Genomic DNA, 26,895 nt, shown 5'->3' on the forward strand with positions numbered 1-26,895 from the left:
CTCCAATATATTATTTATATATTATTCTATGATTATAGTTTACATATTGTTAAATGTTTATATATAAAAATAATAATATTTTATTTTTTATTAAGATTTCAAAATTCCTAGTTTAGCTAAATTAAAAATAGAATTTTTTTCTTCACCTATAACAATTTTTTCTTCAATTTTTCTTTTATCAGAAGATAAATTAAATATAAATGGAGCAATTGTTTTTAGAGAAAACTTTGAAGTTAAATTTAATACATATAAAATTTCCTCTTTATCTTGTAATATTGTTTTAATTTCATTTATTAATTCTTCACATTTTTCATTTATTTTATTATTTAATATACCTTTTAATACACAAGATTTTAAAGCTAAAGCTGTAATATTAAGAAGTTTTTCACTATATAAATTACTGTTTTCATAAAAATTATTTATTAAAAATTTAACTGCCTTTGTAATTTGATTTGAATATATTAATATATCATCTTTGCCTATAGTAAAGCTTAATAATACCATAGCTGTAGTTTCTGATTTATTATAAAAATTGATTTTATCATAATCACAAAAACTTCCATCTGCAAATTGATTTTTAGCTAATATTCTTAATATATGAGGTCTTGGATAAATAAAATCTAATATAGCATTATCACCTTTATTTTTCAATTCATTTTCTGTTGGGCTAGGTGCTTTTTTATAAGTAAAACTAGGTACATCCAAAAATTTATTCCTGGAAATATTTTTTACTGTTTCTTCAGGAATGTTAAGAGGTACAATATGAGTTATAGGCATTCCAAGAACTGGATCTTCTATCATTTCAAGCATTATAAATGATGTTTCCGGGCTTAAAATAGAAGATTCTTTAGATATTTCAATCACTTTCCTTTTCATGGAATCATATATATCTCCTCTTTCAGTCCTCATTCTCTCTTCTATAGACTCAATCCTTTTTCTACTCCAAACCTTTTGTATTAATTCAGCATTTTCTTTTAAATCTAAAGTATCAAGATCTATAGTTTTAATATATCTTTCAGCTCCAACCTTACCCTTTATTGTTATTTTCCCTTCTATATTGCCACTTACTTTTGCAAATACAGAGAATGGTTCTCTATCATATAAATAATCAATAGTTCTTGGATAAGTTTTTTCAACATTTAAACTTCCCCAATCTATTTCTTCAATATCTACCTGTGGATTTTTAATTCTTCTAAGCTGTTTCAAAACTACATCTTCTATATTTTCGTCTTCATATATAAATTCAGCTTTCCCATATCCAAATTCTGCAAGTTTATTTATCACATAACTATTTACAGAAGTATCAACTCCAAAAGTAAATATCCTATTATCTCCTATATTTTGTTTTACATAACTTAAAACTTCTTCTTCATTTTCTATAATATCATCAGTAAAAAGCATTATATTACTATATCCAATATTATTTTTTTCTGATAAAGCATATTTTAGAGCTTCAAATATTTTTGCACCTTTTTTATCTTCTAAGTTGTCAATCCATAAAGTAGCTTTTCTAAGATTTTCTTCGTTAAAAGGAACTAATCCGCGATCAGAAAAAAAGTGAAGATTATTTTCAAATGCAATTATATTAAAACTATCATTTTCAGATAAATTTCTTATACAAAGCTGTAATGCATTCTTAGCCTGTTCAAGCTTAGCGCCTTTCATTGAATGAGAAATATCAATTAAAAATATATAATTATTTTTATCATCTTCTTCACTTATTTCAAGCTTAGGAATAAATCTAATGTATAAAATTCCTTTATTTTCATCTTCATACTTATAAAACATTCCTGATACCTGCGATGTTTTTTCTTCTTCAAATAAAATTATAAAATCTTCATCAAATTTATTTTTATCTTTATTTAAAGTAACTTTGGCTAAATTATTTCCTTCTTCCCATTCAACTTTTATATCATGAGAAGGAGATTTTATATTTACTTTATTAATTGGTTCAATAAGTAAATTTAAGTTTGATTTATAGTTTTCATAATTTTCAGAAAAATATTCTTTATTATCAGCATTTTGCGAATCAGAATGTAATATTGCTGGTATAGTTAATATCAAATTATTACCTTCATAAACTAAATTGTCTATATATGTAAATTTAATATTTATAGATTCTCCAGGCAATACTTTACCAATGGTAAGCTGAAATACATTTAAATTTATTTCTTCCAAAGTAAGAGCATTAACTCCTGTTTCATTAGAATTTTCATATATTTTTCTAGCTTCTTCTTTATCTTCAATTACTGCTTTAATAATTCTTCCCCCTAAAGTCGCCTCTAACCCAGTTATTAAAGCTGTTTCTGGTATTGGAAAAATATATGAGCAATCTATATTTGAATTTGAAACATTTATATATTCTTTTTTTATAGATATTTCCGCAAATTCACCACATACATTCCCACTTATAGAAACTTCTTTTAAAATAACACTGTTTTTCGATAAATTATTCCCTTTTAAACCATAGCTTAACATAAATACCTCCTAATTTATATTTAACTTATTAATTATAATTTCCTTATATAAAGTTATTTATGAGCACTTATATTTCTTTTTTATAAATTCTATATGTTCTGTAATGATTTGCACCAATTTTCTCTATATCTAATCTCATAGGTATATTAGTTTCTCCTATAGTTGAACCTTCTGCCCACTTATAACCCTTTTTTAAAGCATTTTCATAGAATTTGTAAAGCATAGCACTACTTACAGCTTTTTTCCTAAATTTAGGTATAACAAATAATATGAATATTCTAAATCCATCTATTTTTTTCTTATACCATAAATATTTTAACGGTCCAAATGGAAATAATTTTCCATTTAATTTTTTTAATACTTGATTGTAATCAGGTAATGCTATAGCAAATCCTATAGGTTGTCCCTCACTTCTTGCTATAAGTATAAGCTCTTCATCCGCCATTTTTATAAGCTGCCCTGCTTCTGCTTTTAATTCTTCATAAGTAGGTGGAGTTAAATCTTCCCAATCTTCCGGCATAGCAATGTCTAATATTTTTTTTATATCTAATATTTCATTATCTATATCTTTAAGATTTATATTATCTATTCTAAAATTATATCTTTTCATAGCATAATTAGTAATTTTTTGATGTTTTTCTAAATTTAAATCTGAATTTATATCTTGATAATAAGCATATAAATCTAAATGTTTAACAAATCCATATTCTTCAAAGAAGTTTACATAATACTCTGGGTTATAAGAATTCATAAGCACTGGTGAACCATTAAATCCTTTTACTAAAAGTCCTTTATAATCATCTCCATTTGTAGGAGATATAGGTCCTTTCACTACAGTTATTCCTCTTTCTTTAAGCCAGTTTACAGCTTTATCAAATAAAGAAAAAGCTACCTCCTTATTGTTAATGCTTTCAAAAAGACTTATATATCCATCTTTTAAGTTTTTCTTTTTATTTAAAGTTTCATTTATTCCAACGCAAATTCTACCTACCGCTTTTCCATTTAAATATGCCATAAAAAATGCATGTTCTCCATTCATAAAAAGTGCATTATCATGGCCTAAAAGAGTATTAATCATGTCACTTTCAAGTGGAGGAACCCAGTATTTATCTTCTTTATATATTTCATAACAAAGCTTAACAAATTTTTTAATTTCACTTTTTGTTTTTATTTCTACTATTTCAATCATATCTACCGCTCCTGAAATATTTAGTGTGATAATGGTACATTAAGTTCTATTTTTGCATCTAAACACTTATTAATATTATAATCATAATCATGCGAATATAATATAGTTTCTTTTAAAATTTTCTTTTTATCTTCATAACTGTTACAATACATATTCAAAAGATTATTTATATTTTCTTTATATATGTCTTTATTGCTTAATATTTCTTCTAAGGCCTCTTTTATATCTTCATTTTTATTTATAACTTTTCCTATATTATATTTTTCGATAATTGAAAGAGTACCTTTATCATTAGATGTTGCCTTTTGAAAAGTAATTTCAGGTATTTTATTAATTAAACTTTCTATAAATATTCCTGCAGAGGGCCTTGCAATTATACAGTCAACTGCAGCTAATATTTCATCAAAATTTTCAATAAATTTAAAGGGGATTAGTTTTACATCAATATTTATTTCGTCTAAATTTTGTATTTTATTGTAAGTTTTTTCATCTTTCCCGCATATTACAATTAAATTAAGCGGCTTATTATAACTTCTACAAATATTTTTTACTATATTTAAAAGAATTTTACCTCCTATACTTCCACTGGCAATCATAACTGTATCATTATTGTTGTTAAATCCATATTTTTCTTTTATTTTGTTTATATCTTTTTCTTTAAAATGCTTTTTTTCTGCTAAAGGGCCTATAACTTTAAATTTAGCATCATTATTTTGTTTTAAATTATATTGGGGATTTCTAAAAATAGAATTTTTATATCCATAAATAACAAAATCTTTATAGTATTTTAGTATATATTCTATTTTTTCTAAAAAAGTAGTTTCTTTATTTAATTCATAAGAGTAATAAGTTTTACTAAAATCATAATTTCTAATTGCCTCTCCTACTTCATTAAAATAACACAAATGAGTTGCATATGGATTTACTAAATCAATAAATATAGAAATCTCTGTTATAAATATATAAAAAGGAATTCCCTTTTCTTTTGCATAGCTTCCTATAGCTTTATTAAAACCATCTGCAGTACAAATTATAATATCAGGATTTATTTCTTGAAGTTTTTCATGATAAGCCGATGTACTAGATACTTCAATGAAAGGAAGTATAAATATTCTTAAAATAAAATTCAAAAGCATGTCCGCAGTTTTAGTTAAATTTTTTCTTATAAGAAAATTCCATAATTTAACTATTATATTTATGCTTGTATCTCCAATCATTTCACTCCCAGCACATTTTATAATACTAGCATTTTCTTCTTTTAAAATATCCTCTAATATATCTGCCATTCTACGATGACCCATACCCATTTTTTCATACACTATTAACACTTTTTTATTCATAATACCCTACCTTCCAAGACAGTCGTATACAGCCTGTTTTTAATAAAAGTTTGAATAAATTCATAAAGTAATTATACTACAGCAGAATATAAAAGAGAATATAAGTTTAAAATTCATTTATATAATTATAAATATATAACTTAAATGTCATAGTCTAGTAGAATAATAATTATATATGGTAAGATAAAATTATTACCTTTTTAAAATTATCATTTTACTAGACTATAATTAATTTTTCTATTACATATTATATAAAAATAATAAATCATTTTTACTTATATTAATCCCTTTAGCATAAGTCCGGCGGTACCTAAAGCAGCTTTTTCTTTTATAGATGTATATCCTTCAATATTAAATAAAATTTCCCCAGTATGATCATTTCCCTCTCTTATATAAACTCCATCTATATTTGCTATTATTTTAGAAGATGTATCCTTGCCTTCTTTTATATAGCATCCATCTAAATTAGCTATTATTTCTCCATTTTGTGAGCTTCCTTCTCTTATATAAATTCCATCTAAATTAGCTATTATATAGCAACTGTTTTTATCATTTATTTTTATATAGTTTCCATCTAAGCTAGCTATTATTTCTCCATTTTGATAGTTTCCTTCTCTAATATACCCCATTTTTCCCTCCATTATTATTATTATTCAAAATTTTTATGTTTTATATAGATATCAAAACTTCAAAGTTTTAATTAAACATCTAAAAAATAATAATAATTTTTGCTAAAAATAAATTATATCTCCTACTTAAATTATTATTTTACTATGTTATATTTAGTTTTCATGTTAGATATCTATAATATAAATTTTATGAATAATATAATTGAATATTACAAATATTTATATAAAATTTATTTTAATTTATTAAAACTTTATAAGCTTATGATAAACTAAAAATTAATCAGAACATAATTTTAGGAGGCCGAAATCAGCCTCCTAAAGTTAATATTTTTAATTTTTTACTTCTTCAGTAACTGCTTTTTTTGTCCTTCTTGTCCTAGTTTTTGGCTTTGTTTCTGTTTTATTTTCCGATGCTAATTTAGTATCTTCATCTTTGACTTTTTCAGTCTTTTTTCTTCTTGAAGTAGTTGCTTTTTTCTTAGGCTTTTCAATTTTAACTTCCCATTCTGTCCCTTTTGCTTCTTCTTGAATTTTTTCATATAATTTTATAGTATCTTGCGCTATACTATCCCAGCTGTACTTATTAGATATAAGGTCATAACCATTTTTAATTATTTTGTTTCTTAATTCTTCATCTTTTAAAAGAATTAAAATATTATCTTTAATACTATCTTTAGAACCATTTATTGCCCTCATTCCGTTAACTCCATGTTCTACTATTTCTTTTAATCCTCCAACATCTGAAACAACTAGAGGACATCCTGCTGCCATAGCTTCTAAAGCAACTATTCCAAATGGTTCATAAAGTGAAGGAATTACAGTTATATCAGAAATTTTATACATCTTTGTTTTTTCTATATCATTCATATATCCTGTAAAAATTACCTTTTCTTCAACTCCCAAAGACTTAACTTGTTCTTTTAATTTATCAGTCATTGCTCCTGTACCAGCTATTACAAATTTAACATCATTATAATTATCTATTACATCTTTAGAAGCTTCAATTAATAAGTGTATTCCTTTTTCATAAACATGTCGTCCAATACAAAATATTATTTTCTCTTTATCTTGTGCATATTTTCTTCTAAATTCTAATTTATCAAATTCAATATTAAATATTTCTTTATTTATTCCATTTGGTATTACAGAAATTTTATCTTCAGGAAGTGAAAATATATTTTTAACCTCTTCTTTCATATAATTACTACAAGTAATAACTTTCCAGCTTTCAAAAGTAAGAAGCCATTCTGCTGATGATATGTATTTTTGAATATCATTCCATATGCCTCTATTTCTACCATGTTCTGTAGCGTGAATAGTGCATACAAGAGGAATATTATAAGTCCACTTTATAAATTTTGCACTATATAAAGATAACCAATCATGTGCATGTACTATATCAAATTTTCCTTGAGTATTTATAAGCTTTGAAGCAGCTTCTGCCATTGCAAAATTTAAATGCATGGCCCATTTTATAAAATCTTCAGTTTCCAAATTATAAGGTTCAACTCTATGAACAAATACCCCTAAATCTTCTTCATAAAAAGAAGTTGTATCATCTTTACAAGTAATAACATGAACTTCATGACCTAAATTTTTTAAACTTTGAGATAAAAAATAAACATGGTTTGATAATCCCCCAACATTTTTAGGTGGGTATTCCCACGACATAATTAGAATCTTCATATTATATTTCCCCCTTAATTGTAAAATTAATAACAAATGCGAAACTTTTATTTTAAAAAATTTCATAATTATCTTATAATTTGCACTATATTACCAATTATAAACAATTTATTTTAAATTTCAATACTTTGTTTAAAACTTATATATTTTTGTAATTCATTTTTTATAAAAACTGTCCAAAAAACTCAATTGTTTGATTGCTTTTCTTTATGATAATTCAATTTTTAACATAAAATAATAAGAAATATATTTAAAATTGCCATATTACAAAAATAGCCACAAATCTAATGCTTTTCCTTTGTTTAAATGTTAGTAATTTTAGAAAAACATTTGATTTGTGACTATTTTAATTTAATCACTTATTTTTAAATTATTTTTTATTTAAAACTTCTCCTATAGCAGCTATATTACCAAATGTTGATAATGCCTCATTTGGAAGTATAAGTTTATTAGCTGGATTTTTAGCCATTTCAGTAAGTGCTTCTATCTGTTTTAAAGCTATAACAGTTTCATTTGTACCAGATTCTATTATTGCCTTATTAACCTTATCTATAGCTTTTGCCTGTGCCTCTGCTATAGCTTCAATAGCCTTAGCTTTACCCTCTGCTTCAAGAAGTTGTGATTCTCTTAATCCTTCTGCACGTCTTATAGCTGCTTCTTTTGCAGCTTCAGCCTCAAGAATTTTAGCCTGTTTTTCACCTTCAGCTCTTGCAATGTCACTTTGTTTTTGTCCTTCAGCTTGTAGTATTGTAGCTCTTTTATCTCTTTCAGCTTTCATCTGTTTTTCCATTGCTTGCTGTATTTCAGCTGGAGGTATTATATTTTTAATTTCAACTGAAAGTATTTTAATTCCATATGCATCTGTTATTTCATCTACAACTTTTAAAAGTTCTAAATTTATTTTATCTCTTCCTGATAATACTTCGTCAAGAGTCATATTTCCAACTATATTTCTCATGTTTGTTATAGTTGAATATACAATACCTGATTTGTAATTTTCAATATTATAAACAGCATCTTTTGCATTCATAACTTTATAGAAAATAACATTATCTATTGATATTTTTACATTATCTTTTGTAATTACATTTTGAGGTTCTATATCTAATATTTGCTGTTTTGTGGAAATTTTCTTTCTTACAAAATCTATAAATGGGATTACAAAGTGCCATCCTGGCTCTAAAACTCTATGAAATTGACCTAATCTTTCCACTACGTATAAACTACCTGTATTAACAATTTTTATTGATGAAAAAATTAATATAAGCAAAATAATAAATATTACTAATGTAAATAAACCAAATGTATTCATTATTTATTTTCCTCCCCTATCTCTTCTTTTATAATTTTTTTTACAATTAATTTATTGCCTTGAATATCTGTAATTATAATTAAATCACCTTTTTTAATTGGTTCCCCAAGGTTTTTTATTGTCCAATAAATACCATCAATTTTAATTTTAGCTTTTTCAATTACATCTTCATCCACAATAAATTTTCTTCCAATGTAATTCTCTTCCATGGTAGCTGTTCTTTTTATAGTACCTTTTAAAACCTTTTTTATAAATGGATATCCTAATGCCATAGATATTGCACTAACAGCAATAAATATTATTAACTGTACTGTAAAACTTGCATTTAAAATAAATCCAATTATTGCTGCAATTCCACCTACTGTAAACCATAAAAATAAAAATGAACTAGTAACTATGTCTACAATCAAAGCAATAACAGAAATAACTATCCAAAAAATTAATACATCCACACATGATCCCCCCTTTTATATAATTTTCCATAGATACATAACAATGGTTATGACCTTTAATTTAATTATATAACAGATAAAATAAATTTAATATGATTTTTTTATTTATCTATTACATTTATGCAGCTATTTCCGTTTAGTTATATAATACATCTTAAAAGTCATTTTGTTAAAGACTAATTTAACTTAAAATACGTTATTAAATACTATTTAAAGTGATTGCATTAAGTGTATTAAATAATTCTTTTCAATTTATACTTTTTCCTTATAATTTTAATTTTTGTTTTATTAAATATCTATAAAATGGTATAATAATGATGAATTTGAAAAATATATACACTAAGGGAATGTATTTGAATTGGAGTTGATTATATGAATTTTATAAGAGTTTCATCTGCATGTCCGTTAACAAATGTAGCAGACATAAATTTTAATTTAGAAAATATAAAAAAATGTATTGAGGATTCTTTAAATGAAAATTCTAAGCTAATAGTGTTTCCAGAGCTTAGTATAACTTCCTACACCTGTGGTGATTTATTTCTTCAAAGTAAGCTTTATAAAGAAGCTTTAAAGGCTCTAGAGGACTTATGTGTTTTTTCTAAAGATAAAGATATACTTATTGCTGTTGGTGCTCCCCTTTCATTTAATAATAGTATGTATAATTGTGCCTATATTATATTTAAAGGTAAAATATTGGGAATTGTTCCTAAAAGTTATATACCGAATTATAGTGAATTTTATGAGAAAAGATGGTTTTCTTCAGGATTAAATTTAATAAATAAAAATGTAAACTTATATTTTCAAAACGATATTCCTTTTGGTACAAATTTAATATTTACTTGTAAAGATTTTAAATTTGCTTTTGAGATTTGTGAAGATTTATGGGTTACCATACCTCCAAGTTCTTATTTGTCTTTAGGTGGAGCTAATATAATAGGTAATTTATCTGCTTCAAATGAGATAATAAGTAAATTTGAATATAGAAAAAAACTTATAGAAACTCAAAGTGCAAGATGCATAAGTTCTTATGTATATGCTTCTTCTGGAGTTTTTGAATCATCTACAGATTTAGTATTTAGCGGACATCTTTTAATAGGTGAAAATGGAAGAATTTTAAAAGAAAATAACCGTTTTCAAAGAAAGAATGAAGTTATTACTTCTATTGTTGATGTTGATAAATTAATTAATGAAAGACATAAAAATATTAGTTTTTCAGATAGTTCTAATTTACATATAGAATTTAAAGAAATATATTTTACTTTTGATGATACAAATATAGTGAATTTTGACAGGTATATAAATAAACACCCATTTGTACCTTCTAATGAAAAGAAAATGGAGCATAGATGCAAAGAAATATTTAATATTCAATCTTGTGCGCTTGCTAAAAGAATCACTCACACTAAATTAAATAAAGCCGTTATTGGAATATCTGGAGGGTTAGATTCTACTCTTGCACTTTTAGTTATTATAAAAACTTTTGATATTCTTAATCTGCCTAGAAAAAATATTATAACTGTAACAATGCCTGGATTTGGAACAACAGACAGAACTTATAGCAATGCTATTAATTTATGTAAAAATTTAAATACAGATTTAAGAGAGATAAATATAGTAGATGCTTGTCTTCAGCATTTTAAAGATATTGGTCATAATCCTGATATCCACGATGTAACTTATGAAAATGTTCAAGCAAGAGAAAGAACTCAAATACTTATGGATATATCTAATAAAGAAGGTGCTATATTAGTAGGAACAGGTGATTTATCAGAATTAGCATTAGGATGGGCAACATATAACGGAGATCATATGTCTATGTATTCTGTAAATTCTTCTGTACCAAAGACTCTTGTAAGATATCTTGTACGTTATGCTGCTTTAAAAGAAGTAGATGAAAAAACTTCAGATATACTTTTAGATATATTAGACACACCAGTAAGCCCTGAGCTTTTACCTAAGGATACAAATGGCAATATATCTCAAAAAACAGAAGATATAGTAGGACCTTATGAGCTTCATGACTTTTTCTTATATTATTTTGTAAGGCAGGGAGCTTCTCCTGAAAAAATTTTATTTTTAGCTAAACATGCCTTCAAAGATGACTACGATAGTGAAACAATAGAAAAATGGTTTAATAAATTTATGAAAAGATTTTTCACTCAACAATTTAAACGTTCAGCTTTGCCAGATGGTCCAAAAGTAGGTACTGTAAGTTTATCTCCACGTGGTGACTGGAGAATGCCTTCAGATGCAAGTTATAATTCTTTTATATAAAAATAATGAGGCAGAAACTTATTTCTGCCTCATTATTTATAAATATCTACAACTAATCCAGTAATTTCATCTATTGTTGCTGCAATTTTCATATTATCCTTTTCTTCGCTTAATAAAAGCTCAGTAAGTTCTTTCAGTTTAATGTCAATAGTTTCTACTGTCATAAAATATTGAGTCTGCCAAAAACTAATATCTTTATTAACTTCATACATATATGACATTATAGATTTTAAATATTCTTTTATAAGATTTTTATAAGCATATACATCTGAATAACATTTTGTTATTGCAAGCCTATTACCTTTCTTTTTTATATTTATAATCATTTCTTTAAGCTGCTGCTCATTTTTTTTATCTTTTGCAAAATTAAAGCTTTGAGAAAAGTCTTTTTTTGTATTAATGCTTTTCTTATCTTCAGAAATAAGAGGTGCATTTCTTTTTACTCTCGATATTTCCAAAACTTTCACCCCTACCTGCAAAATTTATTCATAATTAATATCTATATATCTATTTTTACTTTATTATAACACATATGTAAATAAAATTTATTCATATTTTGATTATCTTACAAAAAGTCTTTTTGTTAAATATTTACAACTATATATAATTAATAGAAATTTAGAAACACTATAAATTATATAGTGAAAATTAATTTACAGATTATAGTTTATTATTATTTTTTATTACTAAAAATTTAGTTATTAAGATTTTTTGATGAACTTTTTATAAATCTTTGTTCTAAATAATATGATTTTTTATTATAATTAGAAATTTTATTATAACTTTCTTCATTTTTTATTCTTTGAATAGTGTAAAAATAAGAACTAATAAAAACTATGATGCAAAGAATTACAAAAACTATTACCTTTACCAAAGGTTTTTTTAAATTATTAATAATTGCTAATTTAATTTTTTCAAATTTTTTCTTTTTTATTATATTATTATCACATTCATCTTTCATATATTTTCCTCCATAATTTATTATTTATATATAACTTCAGAGTTTAATTAATCCCTCTAATAAAATAAACTCTTATATTTGCTAAAAATGAAATGAATTTAATTATTCTTTTATTTTTCTACATTTAGTTTTTATATTTAATATTTGTAGCTTATAAAATATATGAAAAAAAGTTTTTATATATGAATTAAGAATAAATTAAATAAAATATAAATTTTTAATATAGTTCAGCTATTTTTGTACAATTATCAACAAAAATTGTGATATATTAGGACATTATCATAAATCAATCACAAATACATTATTTTTATCAAAATATATATTGAGTTTTAGAAATTCATATGATATAATTTGTAAAAAGGGGAGTAGCATGGACTTATAAGTTTTTAACTATTCGTCATTACGGTTTAAACCCGGATAGTTAACTCAAAGTGAGATGCAAGACCTTTGTCATAAATATGGCAAGGGTCTTTTTTTGTGTCAAATTCATAAATTTAAAAATTTTTCTAATAATATTAAAGAGGTGATTTTATGTGGTTTTTAAAAGACAAAAATGAAGTTTTAAAAGAATTTAAAGTTGACGCTTTAAATGGACTTTCGTCCGAAGAAGCTAAAAACAGGCTATTAAAATATGGCGAAAATAAGCTTGTTGAAAAAAAATCTAAAACACTGTTTCAGCTGTTTTTGGCACAATTAAATGATATTATGATTTTTATTTTATTAGGTGCTGCAATTATTTCTGGATTAATGGGAGAAGTCAGCGATACCATCATTATAAGTTTAGTTGTAATTATAAATGCAGTTGTAGGCGTAATACAAGAATCAAAAGCTGAAAAAGCTTTAGATGCTTTAAAAAAGCTATCTACTCCTAAAGCTGTAGTAAAAAGAGATGGTGAACTTAAAGAAATACCTTCTGAAGAAGTTGTACCTGGCGATATAGTTATAATTGATGCTGGAAGATACATACCTTGTGATTTAAGACTTATAGAAAGTGCTAATCTAAAAATTGAAGAATCAGCTCTTACAGGAGAATCCGTTCCATCTGATAAAGATGCTGACTTAATTTTAGAATCCTCTGATACCCCGCTTGGTGATCAGAAAAATATGGCTTTTAGTTCTACTTTATCTACATATGGAAGAGGAGTAGGAGTAGCTGTAGCAACAGGAATGAACACAGAAATAGGTAAAATAGCAAAAATGCTTGAAGATGATGAAGATAACGAAACTCCTCTTCAGAAAAAAATATCAGAACTTGGAAAAATTTTAGGATTTGCTGCTCTTATAATATGTGCTATTATGTTCATAGTTGGAATTATCCAAGGAAGAGAATTATTTGATATGTTCTTTACTGCTATAAGTCTTGCAGTAGCTGCAATACCAGAAGGTCTTGTTGCTGTTGTTACTTTGGTTTTAGCTATGGGCGTTCAAAAGATGATAAAACAAAATGCAATTATAAGAAAACTACCTGCTGTTGAAACTTTAGGGTCAGTTAACATAATTTGCTCTGATAAAACTGGTACATTAACTCAAAACAAAATGACAGTCACAAAATTTTATGCAAATAATGTTTTTGATGATATATCTTCTTTAAATATAGAAGATCCTATCCATAGGCTTCTTTTAGAAAATTTAATTTTATGTACAGATGCTACTTATTCTGAAGGTTCCAGTACTGGTGACCCTACAGAAATAGCTCTTCTTGAAGCTGGGGTTAAATTTAATATATTTAAAGACACTTTAGAAAAATTACATCCTAGAAAAAATGAAATACCTTTTGACTCAGACAGAAAACTCATGACTACTGTAAATCAATATGATAATCAATATTTTGTAATGACTAAAGGTGCAACAGATAACCTTCTTAATATATGTACATCTATATATATAGATAATGAAGTAAAACCATTAACAGATGAGTTAAAAAATAAAATAATGAGTTATGCAAATAATATGTCAGATGATGCTCTTAGAGTATTAGGAGCTGCGTATAAAAAAATAGATTCTCCTCATGTAGCTATTGACAATTTAGAATCTGATTTAATTTTTATAGGTCTTGTTGGAATGATAGATCCTCCTAGATTAGAAGTTAAAGATTCAATAGCTCAATGTAAAAGATCTGGAATTAAAACCATTATGATAACTGGAGACCATAAAAATACTGCTTTTGCAATAGCAAAAGAATTAGGCATAGCTGAAACTTTAGATCAATCAATTTCAGGAACTGAACTTGATAAATTATCTCAAGAAGAGCTTAGTGAAAAGATTGATAATTTAAGAGTTTTTGCAAGAGTTTCCCCAGAACATAAAGTAAAAATAGTAAAAGCATTTAAATCAAAGGGAAATATAGTCTCTATGACAGGCGATGGAGTTAATGATGCTCCTTCATTAAAAGCTGCTGATATAGGAGTTGCTATGGGTATTACTGGTACTGATGTTGCAAAAGGAGCAGCTGATATGGTACTTACAGATGATAATTTCTCTACTATAGTTTCTGCTGTAGAACAAGGAAGAAATATATATAATAATATAAAAAAATCCATAATATTCCTACTATCTTGTAATACAGGTGAAATAATTTCTTTATTCTTTGCAATACTTTTAGGCTGGCCTACACCATTAATGCCTATACATTTATTATGGGTGAATTTAATAACAGATACCCTCCCAGCATTAGCTTTAGGTGCTGATCCTGGTGATCCTAGCGTAATGGATGAAAAACCTCGTAATCCAAAAGATAGCTTATTTGCTCATGGCGCTGGAATAAACCTTATATTAAATGGTATTTTAATAGGTATTTTAACACTTTCAGCTTTTGTAATTGGAGCAAGGGTTGAATCAAATGTTACAACATTATTCCCAATATTCCCTGAAAATATTTCAAAGGATGCATTAATTCACGCACAAACTATGGCTTTTATAGTTTTAAGTGTATCTCAGCTAATACATTCTTTAAATATGAGAAATTCTAAAAAATCTATATTTCAAATTGGATTTTTCTCAAATATGTTTTTAATAGGTGCTATATTAATTGGAATATTCCTTCAAGATATAGTTATAACTGTTCCATTTTTAGCAAAGATATTTGAAGTTTCTAATTTAACAGGCAGTGAATGGGGTACTGTAATATTGCTTTCAATAATTCCACTTATATTTAATGAAATTGCTAAAATATTTATAAGAATAAAAGAAAAAGCTTAAAATAAAAATTTACATTTAATTAATTATTTGTTTTCTTTATATAATAAAACCATACATGTATTAAATAAATTTTTTAGTACATGTATGGTTTTAATTTATATAAATTATTTAGTCTTTAAACTTCTTCCCAATTTATATATTTATTTAGTTTTTCAACAAATTTTATAAGATACTTTTCCTCTAATTCAGTGAATCTATTAAACTCTGGACTATCTAAATCTAAAACAGCATAAACTTTATTTTCTTTAATTATAGGTATTACGATTTCAGAGTTTGTGGCAAAATCACAGGCAATATGCCCTGAAAAATTATGTACATTATCTATTCTTTGAACTTTTTTTAAAGCTGCTGCACTACCACATACTCCATTTCCAAGTTTAATTCTATTGCAAGCCGGCATTCCTTGAAAAGGTCCTAAAACAAGTTCATCTCCTCTCATTATATAAAATCCTACCCAATTTAATTTATCTAAACAAGCTTTTATAATAGCACTTGCATTGCTTAAATTGGCAAGAGAATTTTTTTCTGTGCTGCATTGTCCTTCAATCAATATAAGCATATATTTATATTTTTCTTCTGTAGACATATTTTGCAAAACATCTAATTTAAACATATTTTACCACCTTTTTAATAAATTTATTCTGCATAGGAATATATAAATATGTATTATAATGAAGTAGAAAAATTTATACTAACCTGCCTCATCATATTAATACTATTTATTAAATAATAAACATATGATATTGATTTTGTCAATAAATTTTCAAGAAATAAAATTGTTGAATTATATTGGAAAATATTCTATAATAGTCTTCGTGATACAATATATAGTGGTTATTTGCGAAAATAATACTATATATAGCTAAGTATTATAATGGAGGTAAATATATGGAAAATAATATAAAGTCTTTATTTAAAAGAGTTTATACAAAAGAACTAGAAAAAGATAAAAATAAAACAGTATATGATTTATTTAACTGGAAAACTGTAGATGTATTTTTAAAAGACTATAAAACTTCTAAAGTTATCATTGATATGAAGGATTTAGAATTTCCTGAACATTATTCTCAAAATGCTTGTAATATTATAGCTTCTAAATATTTTAGACGTGCAGGAGTTCCAAATAGTTTAGGCTATGAAAACAGTATGAGAATGGTTGCAGATAGATTAGTTAGTTTTTGGGCCAATGCTTTAGTTGATGAAGGCATAATAGAAACACAAGAAGAAAAAAATATTTTTTATGATGAAATGGTATATGGATTATTAAACCAAATGTATGCTCCAAATTCTCCTCAGTGGTTTAATACAGGTCTTGCACATTCTTATGGAATAAAAGGTAAAAAACAAGGTAATTATTATTATAATGAATCTTTAAACAAAGTAGTAGAATCTGAGGATAATTATACAAGAACTCAAGCTTCTGCCTGCTTTATATTATCTATAGAAGATAAACTCTTAGGTCCTCATTCAATATCTGAGCAATTTGTTACAGAAACAAAACTTTTTAAAGGTGGTTCAGGTACAGGAACAAATTTTTCTTCTCTTAGAGCTAAAGGTGAAAGACTTTCTGGAGGTGGAGTATCTTCAGGACTTATGAGCTTTTTAAAAGGTTTAGATAGAAATGCAGGAGCTATAAAATCAGGTGGAACTACTAGACGTGCAGCTAAAATGGTTTGTCTTAATGTTGATCACCCTGAAATTATGGATTTTATAACTTGGAAAGCTAAAGAAGAAGCAAAAGTAAGAGCTCTTGGTAAAATGGGATATGATACAGATATAGATGGTGAAGCTTATGAAACAGTTTCTGGGCAAAACAGCAATAATTCTGTAAGATTTTCTGATGATTTTATGAAAAAAGTAAAAAATCTAGATAATAACGAAGATGAAGTAATAGAGCTAAAAGGAAGAGTTGATGAAAAAGTAAACACTACAATAAAGGTTAAAGATATTTGGGATGCATTTAATGATTCAGCATGGCAATGTGCAGATCCAGCTCCGCAATTTGATGATACTTTTAATGCATGGCATACTTGTCCAGCAGGAGAAGATGGAATATATAACGCCCCATACAATAGAATTAATTCTACAAATCCTTGCGGAGAATATGCTTTTTTAGATGATTCATCCTGTAATTTAGCTTCTATAAACATATTTAAATTTTACAATCATTCTACTAAGAGTTTTGATTTAGAGGGATACATACATTTAATAGGACTTGTACAGCTTGTCTTGGAAGCATCTATACATTGGGGCCAATATCCAACAGAAGATATTGCAAGAAAAACTTATATGTTTAGAACTACAGGCCTTGGTATTTCAAATATAGCTTCACTTTTTATGGTTATGGGATTTCCGTATGATTCAGAAGAAAGCAGAGCTCTAGCTTCTTCACTAATAGGTATAATGACAGGATATTCATACTATGTATCTTCACTTATGGCTCAAAAGGTTGGAACTTTTAAAAAATATGAAATTAATAAAGAGTATATGCAAAGAGTCATTAGAAATCATGCTCGAGCTGCTGGTGCATTAGATACTCCTTATGAAGGCTTAAATTATGAGCCTCTTAAAGTAAATCATGAACTTTTAAAAAAGCTTAAATTAGGTTATATAAGTAATTCTTTAAAAAAAGTATGGAAAGACTCTTTAGAATATGGAGAAAAATATGGATATAGAAATGCTCAAGTTACTGTTATAGCTCCTACAGGAACTATATCTTTTGCTATGGATTGCATAGCTACATCTATAGAGCCATTTTTTAGCCACATAGTTTATAAAAAACTTGTAGGTGGAGGCTATATGACAATAGTTAATCCTGTTATAGAAATGTCTCTTGAAAATTTAGGATATACTAAAGAGCAAATTAAAGATATATTAAATTATGTTCTTAGAAAAGAAACTGTTTTAGAAAATGGATATGAATATGAAAAAATAGCAGATGGTAAAATAGAAGGTGCACCTCATCTTAAAGAAGAACATCTCCCTATATTTGACACTGCAAATAAATGTGGAAGCGGAGATAGATATATTGATCCGATGGGACACGTTTATATGGTAGCTGCTATAACTCCTTTAATATCAGGAGCTGTTTCTAAAACAGTAAATTTACCTAAAAATGCTTCTGTAGATGACTTTAAAAATGTTATTTTAACTTCTTGGGAGCTTGGAATAAAAGGCATAACTTTATATAGAGATTCATCAAAAGCTGCTCAGCCTTTAAATACCAATTTAACATCTGAATCAGGAGAAGTTAATCTAGAAAATTTAACTTATGATAAATTACTAGAAAAAGCAAAAGAACTTCAATCTCAAAGACATTATTCCAAACGAGATAAACCAGTAGGCATAAGATATGGCACTACTCATCCTGCACAAATAGAAGATGTTAAAATATATACTACAGTAAATAGAAGAGAAAATGGAGAAATATCTGAAATTTATATTACAACAGATAGAGAAGGAACTATAATTACAGGTCTTTTAAACTCTCTTTCTAAATCTATCTCAGTAATGCTTCAGTATCATGTACCTCCAAAAGATATTTCAAGAATGCTTAGAGGACAAAAATATGAGCCATATGGTTTTGTTCAAAAACATCCATATATTAAATATGTAAGTTCTATATCTGATTTAATAAGTAAAATAATAGACATAGAACTTGGAGATTTTTCAAGATGTCAAGTAAAACCTGAAGATTATGTAAGCAGTACTGCAGAAAAAATACCTTTTAATCAACATCCAATAAATAATATTAATAATGAAATAGTTTTTACAAAATCAATTAATTCAAATTATAAAGAAAGTGGGGAGAAACTTTACGGAGAAACCTGCCCTGCTTGTTCAGGAAATAGAATGATTATAAATGGTACATGTAAGGTTTGTCTTGACTGTGGTTCTACAACTGGATGCAGCTAAAAATATTTATATATTATTGATTAGAGTTAATATATTTGTATAAAATGTAAATAGGGACTATAAAAAAATAGGATGCGTTGTGGCAACAGGCATCCTATTTTTTTAATTTTTTTTATTTTTAACTCTATTAGGTTTAGCTTTTGGCTTTATTATAACATCTTTTTTCTTATCTTTTTTACCGTAACCAGTATATGTAGAAGAAGTAGATGATTTTGTTTTTTTGCTCATCCATCCATTTAAATCCATAAACCAAAGGAATAAAATTATAAATATTCCTGATGGTATAAACTGCCAAAATGAATTATTGGGTAATTTTACTCCTAAACTTACAAGTATTCCTGGTAAAAAAAGTACCAATATGCCTAATACCAAAACAATCCATTTATTAATATTTATTTTATTTAATACATAAACTTTCAAAATATTATATACAATTAAAATAATTACGGCAAAAACTATCATTAATAAAAGCTGTTTTACGATTTCCATTTTATCCCCCCTTTTTTTAATATTATATACTTAATATTATGATATATTTTTAAAAATATATCAAGACAAAATAAAATAATGAAATTATTCGTTATAAAATTGTCAACTTTATATTTTGCTGATATAATATTCTATATAATTTACTTTGATAAATTGCAATTTAAATATATAGAATTTTAATATTTGAAAAAAACTAAAAAATCAAAATAATATTTATTTTAAAATAAAAACTATAGAATGGAGGTATATTATGGAAGGACCATGTAAATATCAATTAGATGATTTAGATCTTCAAATACTAAGTATATTATTTAATGACTCACGAACTCCTTTCCTTGAAATTGCGAGACAATGTCATGTAAGTGGCGGGACAATACATGTAAGAACAAAAAAAATGGAAGAAATGGGCATAATAAAAGGTACTAAACTTCTTATAGATACATCCAAGTTGGGCTATGATATTTGTGCTTTTGTAGGTATAAAACTTGTTAATTGCTCTTCTTGTGAATATGTTTCAGAAGAATTAAAAAAAATAAATGAAATAATAGAAATTCATTGCATTACAGGTGATTTTTCAATTTTATTTAAGATTATATGCAAAGATATTTCTCATTTACATGAATTATTAACAAATAAAATTCAAACTATTAAAGGCATTCAAAGTACCAGTATTTTTATTTCTCTTGATCAAATTGTAGATAGAAATATAAATATTTAAATATTATATAAACATAAAATTTAATTAAAATATATAAAATTTAAAAATTAAATTTATAATAATATTTTTAAAATCTATAGTTTATACCTATAGATTTTTATCTTTATAAAAAATTTATTTTAGTTATATTTTTAAAAAATATGCAGATACTATTTTTGTATAAATCAATTTAAAGGAGATGTATAATATGAAATTCTTAGATACATTATCACTTTTATTAGTTATAATAGGTGCAGTTAATTGGGGACTTATAGGATTTTTTGACTTTAATTTAGTATCTGCATTATTTGGAGAAATGACAACTTTTTCAAGAATTATATATGCTTTGGTTGGTATTGCTGGAATTTATTCTCTGTCTTTTTTAGGAAAAGACAGATATCAAGATAAAAATGAAGAAATATAATAATTTTTATTCTTTAAATTTATATTAAAAAATAATGCTGAAAGAAATAACTTTCAGCATTATTTTTTAATATAAATTATATATTTGTTTTTGAGTTTTATCTTTTTTCTTATAATTTTCAGTTAATATATTTATATACTCTATTTCCTCAGTTTCATTTGATGCAATATTATTTTCTAAAGCTACAGCTTTATTGTAATAAAGCTGTGAATAGCTTATTATAATATATTTTTTTATTGTATATAATTGTTTTACTGCTCCATCTCCTTTTTTCCATTTAAAAGAATCATAGAGTTTTTCTAATTTTATTGAACTTTTTTTATATTTTTCTATTATTTGTCTTTTACTTAGTTCATTAGCATTATATCTTTTATCATCAGCATCTATAGTATTTATTATTTCATTAAATTCTTTATCTATTTTACTTTCGTAAATTTTATATTTTTTATAATTTAACTTATTATTTCCAAAATATAGGCAAGATAATAAAATAGCTAACACTATAATTAATATTAATATAATACTCCAGCCTAAACTATTTTTTTGTCTAATATTTCTAGCTTTATAAATATATTTTCCCAAATAAGTTCACTTCCTAGAACTTTTTATAAAAACCTTATATTTATATATTTATAAAGCGATATTATATAAATAGAACTATTTTATAAAGATTTAATAATATCAAAAAGTTTTATAGCTGCATTTTTAGGACCTTCTTTTTCCTTTCCAGGAATTCCTAAACAAGTCTTAATTTGACCTACTTTAACCCCTCTTTCAAACATATTATTAAAATATAAATTTAAAAGTTTGTCAGTTTCTTCCTGTTTTTGATGTGGTCCAAACGGGTTAGCAAAATATGATTCTACAAGTCCAGTTTCTGATGTTGTTCCTTTTGCCATTCTTGCTCCAGATCTAAATACTTTAATAGCTTCTTCAGGACTATTGAAATATTCTATTTCAGATTCTCCTTCTTTTACATCTTCATAATTATTAGCATATAAGAATAAATCTACTGGATAACCTTTTATTATCTCTTTATAAGTTGCAACAGGCATAACAAGCCTTGCATTAATTTTATCTGGGTTCATAAATATACTTCTATCAATTTCTTTAAAAGCGTATCCTTGATCTAAATCATCTAATCTTACAAAAGCTCCAATTTCTGTTCCATAAGCTAACGGTTTGCCATTTTCATTTAATTTAAGAGTACCCATATCATCAAATACTATAGTCATATCACTTATATAATCTTCACTTAAGGCTCTGAAAGCTTCAAGACTTTCTGATTTTCCTGCACCGCTGTCCCCCATTATAATTACATTTGCAGATTTTCCATTCTTCATTACTATATTAACCATAGCTCCATGAATTGGAAGATTTCCTTTTTTTATCATAAGAACATTATGAAGAGTTAGTATCATTTTTTTCATATATCCAAAATAGTCTATTTCGTCTCCATGACTAACATAACCAAGCATTATATTATTTTTATTATCATCATAAAAAACAGTTTTAACTTTAGTGTCGTTATCTCTGGCTCCAAATACATAAATTATATCAGGTTTAGCTCCCATATATTCTTCTTCTTTAGCCATTTCGAATAAATTACATAATGTAATTCCATGAGACATAAAGTCTCTATGAAAATATATATATGCAAGAAATTTTCCTACCTTTGCTGGATAGCAAAAGAAATGATCATTATTTACATCAGCATTTTCTAATGGATTTTTATAAACTTCTTCAAAGTAACCTTTTCTTGTATTTTTTTTAGGATAAGTTATAAATGGTGTATTTAATAACATTGAAGTTATAAATGGAATATTTTTTAACATTTCATATTCTTTAGGAATATCCCAATTATTTTTCTTTACTACAATGCTAGCATTACCACCTGCTGAAAGCTGCCTATAAACAGTTGGTTTATATTCTAAAACATGTTCTTCTATTCTTCTATAAGTATTTAAAACAAGCTTTGAAAAATTCTTATTAGCCTCAACAAAGCTTACACTCTCATAACCTTCTCCTTCATTTACTTTACTACTATGTAGTATTGTATATCTTTCAAGTTTTCTCCAATATTTATATAAATCTTCTATTAAATCTATAAAATTTTCTTTTTTCATTAATATTTTTTCGTATTTATTATTTAGTTTTATAACTTCTGTAGTTTTTTCAATAGTTAAAAGCTTAAATAAACTTATTAAATTTTCTGTAATTTCATCAATAGTTGAATTTGGAAAACTATCATTAATATATTTATATATATTAGTTTTCCTTTTTTGAATTTTTTCTAAATATGAATATACTACTCTTTTAAATCCATAACTTTCTAAAAGTTTTTCCATGGTTTCACAGTATTTCACTGTAAAATTTATCATTACTTTATCATTGCTTAGCGAAAACTCTTTTTCCATATTAATCCTCCATCATGAATAATTTAATCCGAAAACATTCATTTTAATATCTTCATATATTACTTTATCATAAATTTTGATATTTTGAAACAAAAATAATTTCATTTTTACAATAATTTTAAATTTTTATCTATAATTATTATAATATATACACTATGAAAACTAAATATAGTCTAGTTATGTATCACACATCATAACAAGTATTATAATTATCAATTTTAATATAAATACTTTTTTGAAATAATAATATGATTAAAGCACAATAAGCTGTAAATAAATTTTCATTACACAATGAGTAAGTATATTTATTATTGATTTACTTCAAAATATAGTAATCAATTCTAAAAAAATAGTTTTTATGAGATAATCATAATATTATAAAAAAAAAGCTTCTCATAATTTATATATATTGAGAAGCTTTTTTATAATATTATTTTTTTATTTTTATTTTTTATACTAGATTAGTTGTAAATATTTTAAATATAATTATTTTAATAAATTTAAAGCTCTTTCTACTACATTTTCTACTGTAAATCCAAATTTTTCGAAAAGTAATTTAGCTGGTGCAGATTCTCCAAAATGATCTAAAGAAATAATATCTCCATCTAATCCTACATATTTATGCCATCCAAATGAAGATAGAGCTTCAACTGCAAGTCTTTTTCTGCATGCCATTGGAAGTACGCTTTCTTTATATTCTTTGCTTTGTTTATCAAATATTTCAAAACAAGGCATACTTACAACTCTTACATCTATACCTTTTTCTTCAAGTATCTTTGAAGCTTCATATATAAGTTCAACTTCAGAGCCTGTTGCCATAAGTATTATATCAGGTATTTCTTTCTTACTATTTTTTAATATATATGCTCCCTTTAATGCTTCTTTTGATGATTCTTCATATAAAGGTAAGTCCTGTCTTGTAAGCACTAATGCTGTTGGTCCATCTTCTCTAGTTATAGCTGAATACCAAGCTGCAGCTGTTTCTTTAGAATCTGCTGGTCTAAATACATGGAAATTTGGAATACTTCTTAATGCAGCTAATTGTTCAATAGGCTGATGAGTTGGTCCATCTTCTCCTACACCTATACTATCATGAGTAAGTACATAAGTTACAGGAAGCTTCATAATAGCAGATAATCTCATTGCTGCTTTCATATAATCAGAAAATACAAAGAAAGTTGCTACAAAATCCTTTAATCCTCCATGTATTGCTATACCATTTCCTATAGCAGCCATAGCAAATTCTCTTACACCAAAATGTAAGTTTGATCCACTTCTATTTTCTGCTGAAAAATCTCCTCTGTCTTTCATATATGTTTTATTTGATGGAGCTAAATCAGCAGAACCTCCTATAAGATTTGGAACTACTTTAGCTAATCTATTTATTATTTCTCCTGATGAAACTCTTGTAGCCATTTTTTTATCAAATTTCCAAAAGTCTTCATATTCTAATAAATTTACAGGAAGTTTTCCAGAATACCATAATTCATATTCTTGAGCTAATTCAGGATACTCTTTTTTATAGGATTCATAAAGATTATTCCATTCTTCTTCTTTCTTAATTCCTTCTTCTATTAAAGTTTTTATATGTTCTTTAACTTCTTTTGGAACATAAAAATCATCTTCATAATCCCATTTTAAAAATTCTTTTGTCTTTTTTACGTTTTCAAGTCCTAAAGGTTCTCCATGAACAGCAGCAGTACCTTGTTTTGGTGAACCATAACCTATTTGAGTTTTAATTATTATTAAACTTGGCTTAGTTTTCTCTTTTTTAGCTTCATCTATAGCTTTACTGATAGCGTCTACATTATTTCCATCTTCAACAGTTAAAACCTGCCAATTATATGCTCTATATCTAGCAGCTACATCTTCCCTAAAAGCTATATCTGTGTTTCCTTCTATAGATATATTATTTGAGTCATATAAAACTATAAGTTTATCTAATGCTAAAGTACCAGCAAGTGATGCTGCTTCAGAAGTTACACCTTCCATCATGTCGCCATCACCAGATAAAACATATGTATAATGATCTACTATATTAAATCCTTTTCTATTAAATTTGTTTGCTAAATAACTTTCTGCTAAAGCCATTCCTACTGCAGTTGCAAATCCTTGTCCAAGTGGTCCTGTTGTAGTTTCTACACCTATTGTATGGCCATATTCTGGATGACCTGGTGTCTTGCTACCAAGTTGTCTAAATTGCATTAAATCTTCTCTAGTAAGTCCATATTCAAATAAATGAAGAAGAGAATATAAAAGCATAGAACCATGCCCTGCTGATAATATAAATCTGTCTCTATCTTTCCAATTTGGATTTTTAGGATTATGCTTCATATGTTTTGACCAAAGTGTATAAGCCATAGGTGCTGCACCAAGAGGAAGCCCTGGATGCCCTGAATTTGCCTTTTGTACTCCTTCAGCTGATAATACCCTAATGGTATTAATAGCTAAATTATCAATATTATTCATTTATATCTACTCCTTTGCAAAAAATGTACAGTATATGCTTCTATAATATATTATACATTACTTGTTAAAAATAATTCAATGTGTTTATATTACAAATTTATTTATTTATATGTGTTTTTTTGTTCCTTTTATAATAGTTGAAAATGATTCCTCATTATACTCTTCCTCTAAAAAGCTTCCATATATTTCAATATCTAAAAATCCTGCTTTTTCAAACATTAACTTAAGCTCTTCTTTTTGTAAAGGTATAAGATCTACTGAATTTTTAAAACTTTCATTTTCCCCATTTTTATCAATTATAAGTTCCGTTTGAAATTCTATATTTCTTTCTTCATTTTTATAATTGTAATTTCTTATAAATTTAACTTTTTTAAATTTATTTTCAATAGTAGGAAGTGATTTTACATCATAGTTAATTATTCTATCATAATTAACTATCTGAACTATAAAAATTCCTTTATCACTTAAGACATCATAAACATCTTTAATAAAGCTTTGTATTTTTTCTTTATTTTTTAAATGTACTATGGAATTTCCTATACAATAAGCTAAGTCATATTTTTTATCTTTAAATTCATATTTTATTTCTGTCATATCTCCTGCAACAAAGTTAGCATACAATCCCCCCTTTTTCTTAGCAATTTCTATCATTTCTTCTTCTAAATCAATAGCATCTACCCTATGACCTTTTAAAGCTAAGGCAATAGAATATGTACCTGTTCCACAAGCTAAATCTAATACAGAAGAATTATTTTTTAAATTTTTACATAAAAATTTTAAAGTTTCTTCATTTTGTGGGAAAATATCATCATATACATTACTTAATTCTTTATAAAATTTCATATATTATCCTCCTACCCTTATTTTTATTTGTTGTTTTTAAATTTATATAATTTATATATTTTTATATAAATACAAATTTTAATTAAAATTCATTGTTTAATAAAATAATTAAACATCCAATA

At 25.7% G+C, this 26,895-nt stretch carries 20 protein-coding genes; 5 read left to right on the forward strand and 15 right to left on the reverse strand.

Annotated features, from left to right (window positions below; translation table 11 throughout):
• Positions 1-90: 90 nt before the first annotated feature.
• The 7 genes from EGD97_RS03460 to EGD97_RS03490 all read right to left on the reverse strand — a co-directional run bounded on the left by EGD97_RS03460 (position 91) and on the right by EGD97_RS03490 (position 9,086).
• Positions 91-2,478: a VIT and vWA domain-containing protein gene (locus tag EGD97_RS03460; protein WP_078682432.1), complete on the reverse strand. Its 2,388-nt coding sequence runs from the start codon at positions 2,476-2,478 to the stop codon at positions 91-93.
• Between the two features lie 67 nt (positions 2,479-2,545).
• Positions 2,546-3,667 (reverse strand): GNAT family N-acetyltransferase, encoded by a 1,122-nt coding sequence (locus EGD97_RS03465; RefSeq protein ID WP_078682433.1) that lies wholly within the window; start codon positions 3,665-3,667, stop codon positions 2,546-2,548.
• Positions 3,668-3,687: 20 nt separating this feature from the next.
• On the reverse strand, positions 3,688-5,007 hold the full coding sequence (locus tag EGD97_RS03470) for a glycosyltransferase (RefSeq protein ID WP_078682434.1): 1,320 nt from the start codon (positions 5,005-5,007) through the stop codon (positions 3,688-3,690).
• A 275-nt stretch (positions 5,008-5,282) separates the two neighbouring features.
• Positions 5,283-5,636, reverse strand: a complete 354-nt coding sequence (locus EGD97_RS03475; RefSeq protein WP_078682435.1) for a hypothetical protein — start codon at positions 5,634-5,636, stop codon at positions 5,283-5,285.
• 330 nt (positions 5,637-5,966) lie between these two features.
• Entirely contained in the window at positions 5,967-7,322 is a 1,356-nt protein-coding gene (locus EGD97_RS03480; protein ID WP_078682436.1) for a glycosyltransferase family 4 protein, read from the reverse strand.
• A 370-nt stretch (positions 7,323-7,692) separates the two neighbouring features.
• Complete coding sequence (locus EGD97_RS03485; RefSeq protein WP_078682437.1) at positions 7,693-8,634, reverse strand: SPFH domain-containing protein; 942 nt, start codon at positions 8,632-8,634, stop codon at positions 7,693-7,695.
• Positions 8,634-9,086: an NfeD family protein gene (locus EGD97_RS03490; protein ID WP_078682438.1), complete on the reverse strand. Its 453-nt coding sequence runs from the start codon at positions 9,084-9,086 to the stop codon at positions 8,634-8,636. Before EGD97_RS03490 ends, EGD97_RS03485 begins: the two co-directional genes overlap by 1 nt.
• A gap of 372 nt (positions 9,087-9,458) precedes the next feature.
• Here EGD97_RS03490 and EGD97_RS03495 point away from each other — a divergent pair, with 372 nt between their 5' ends.
• A complete protein-coding gene (locus EGD97_RS03495; RefSeq protein WP_078682439.1) occupies positions 9,459-11,360 on the forward strand; it encodes an NAD(+) synthase in 1,902 nt (633 codons plus the stop codon).
• Positions 11,361-11,392: 32 nt separating this feature from the next.
• Here the strand turns inward: EGD97_RS03495 and EGD97_RS03500 are convergent, their stop codons facing one another.
• Positions 11,393-11,818 carry a YaaR family protein gene (locus EGD97_RS03500; RefSeq protein ID WP_078682440.1) on the reverse strand — a complete coding sequence of 142 codons (426 nt, stop codon included), beginning with the start codon at positions 11,816-11,818 and terminating at the stop codon, positions 11,393-11,395.
• A 236-nt stretch (positions 11,819-12,054) separates the two neighbouring features.
• Positions 12,055-12,321 (reverse strand): hypothetical protein, encoded by a 267-nt coding sequence (locus EGD97_RS03505; protein WP_078682441.1) that lies wholly within the window; start codon positions 12,319-12,321, stop codon positions 12,055-12,057.
• 531 nt (positions 12,322-12,852) lie between these two features.
• On the opposite strand from EGD97_RS03505, the gene EGD97_RS03510 reads away from it, so the two are divergent.
• Positions 12,853-15,519, forward strand: coding sequence for a cation-translocating P-type ATPase (locus EGD97_RS03510; RefSeq protein WP_078682442.1), 2,667 nt, complete (start codon positions 12,853-12,855; stop codon positions 15,517-15,519).
• A 115-nt stretch (positions 15,520-15,634) separates the two neighbouring features.
• On the opposite strand, the gene EGD97_RS03515 is transcribed toward EGD97_RS03510, so the two are convergent.
• Positions 15,635-16,132: a GAF domain-containing protein gene (locus tag EGD97_RS03515; protein ID WP_078682443.1), complete on the reverse strand. Its 498-nt coding sequence runs from the start codon at positions 16,130-16,132 to the stop codon at positions 15,635-15,637.
• Between the two features lie 275 nt (positions 16,133-16,407).
• Here EGD97_RS03515 and EGD97_RS03520 point away from each other — a divergent pair, with 275 nt between their 5' ends.
• Positions 16,408-19,434: a vitamin B12-dependent ribonucleotide reductase gene (locus EGD97_RS03520; protein ID WP_078682444.1), complete on the forward strand. Its 3,027-nt coding sequence runs from the start codon at positions 16,408-16,410 to the stop codon at positions 19,432-19,434.
• A 102-nt stretch (positions 19,435-19,536) separates the two neighbouring features.
• On the opposite strand, the gene EGD97_RS03525 is transcribed toward EGD97_RS03520, so the two are convergent.
• Positions 19,537-19,923, reverse strand: a complete 387-nt coding sequence (locus EGD97_RS03525; RefSeq protein WP_078682445.1) for a hypothetical protein — start codon at positions 19,921-19,923, stop codon at positions 19,537-19,539.
• Positions 19,924-20,173: 250 nt separating this feature from the next.
• Here EGD97_RS03525 and EGD97_RS03530 point away from each other — a divergent pair, with 250 nt between their 5' ends.
• Positions 20,174-20,641, forward strand: coding sequence for an Lrp/AsnC ligand binding domain-containing protein (locus EGD97_RS03530; protein ID WP_078682446.1), 468 nt, complete (start codon positions 20,174-20,176; stop codon positions 20,639-20,641).
• A gap of 187 nt (positions 20,642-20,828) precedes the next feature.
• Complete coding sequence (locus EGD97_RS03535; RefSeq protein WP_078682447.1) at positions 20,829-21,044, forward strand: DUF378 domain-containing protein; 216 nt, start codon at positions 20,829-20,831, stop codon at positions 21,042-21,044.
• A 66-nt stretch (positions 21,045-21,110) separates the two neighbouring features.
• On the opposite strand, the gene EGD97_RS03540 is transcribed toward EGD97_RS03535, so the two are convergent.
• The 4 genes from EGD97_RS03540 to EGD97_RS03555 form a co-directional block, all read right to left on the reverse strand.
• Complete coding sequence (locus EGD97_RS03540; protein ID WP_078682448.1) at positions 21,111-21,626, reverse strand: hypothetical protein; 516 nt, start codon at positions 21,624-21,626, stop codon at positions 21,111-21,113.
• Between the two features lie 80 nt (positions 21,627-21,706).
• A complete protein-coding gene (locus EGD97_RS03545) occupies positions 21,707-23,461 on the reverse strand; it encodes a phosphoenolpyruvate carboxykinase (protein WP_078682449.1) in 1,755 nt (584 codons plus the stop codon).
• Between the two features lie 486 nt (positions 23,462-23,947).
• A complete protein-coding gene (tkt, locus tag EGD97_RS03550) occupies positions 23,948-25,930 on the reverse strand; it encodes a transketolase (protein ID WP_078682450.1) in 1,983 nt (660 codons plus the stop codon).
• Between the two features lie 105 nt (positions 25,931-26,035).
• A complete protein-coding gene (locus EGD97_RS03555; protein ID WP_078682451.1) occupies positions 26,036-26,773 on the reverse strand; it encodes a class I SAM-dependent methyltransferase in 738 nt (245 codons plus the stop codon).
• Positions 26,774-26,895 lie beyond the last annotated feature (122 nt).

It is taken from the genome of Clostridium prolinivorans, assembly GCF_004011155.1.
Classification (GTDB): domain Bacteria; phylum Bacillota; class Clostridia; order Clostridiales; family Clostridiaceae; genus Clostridium_AT; species Clostridium_AT prolinivorans.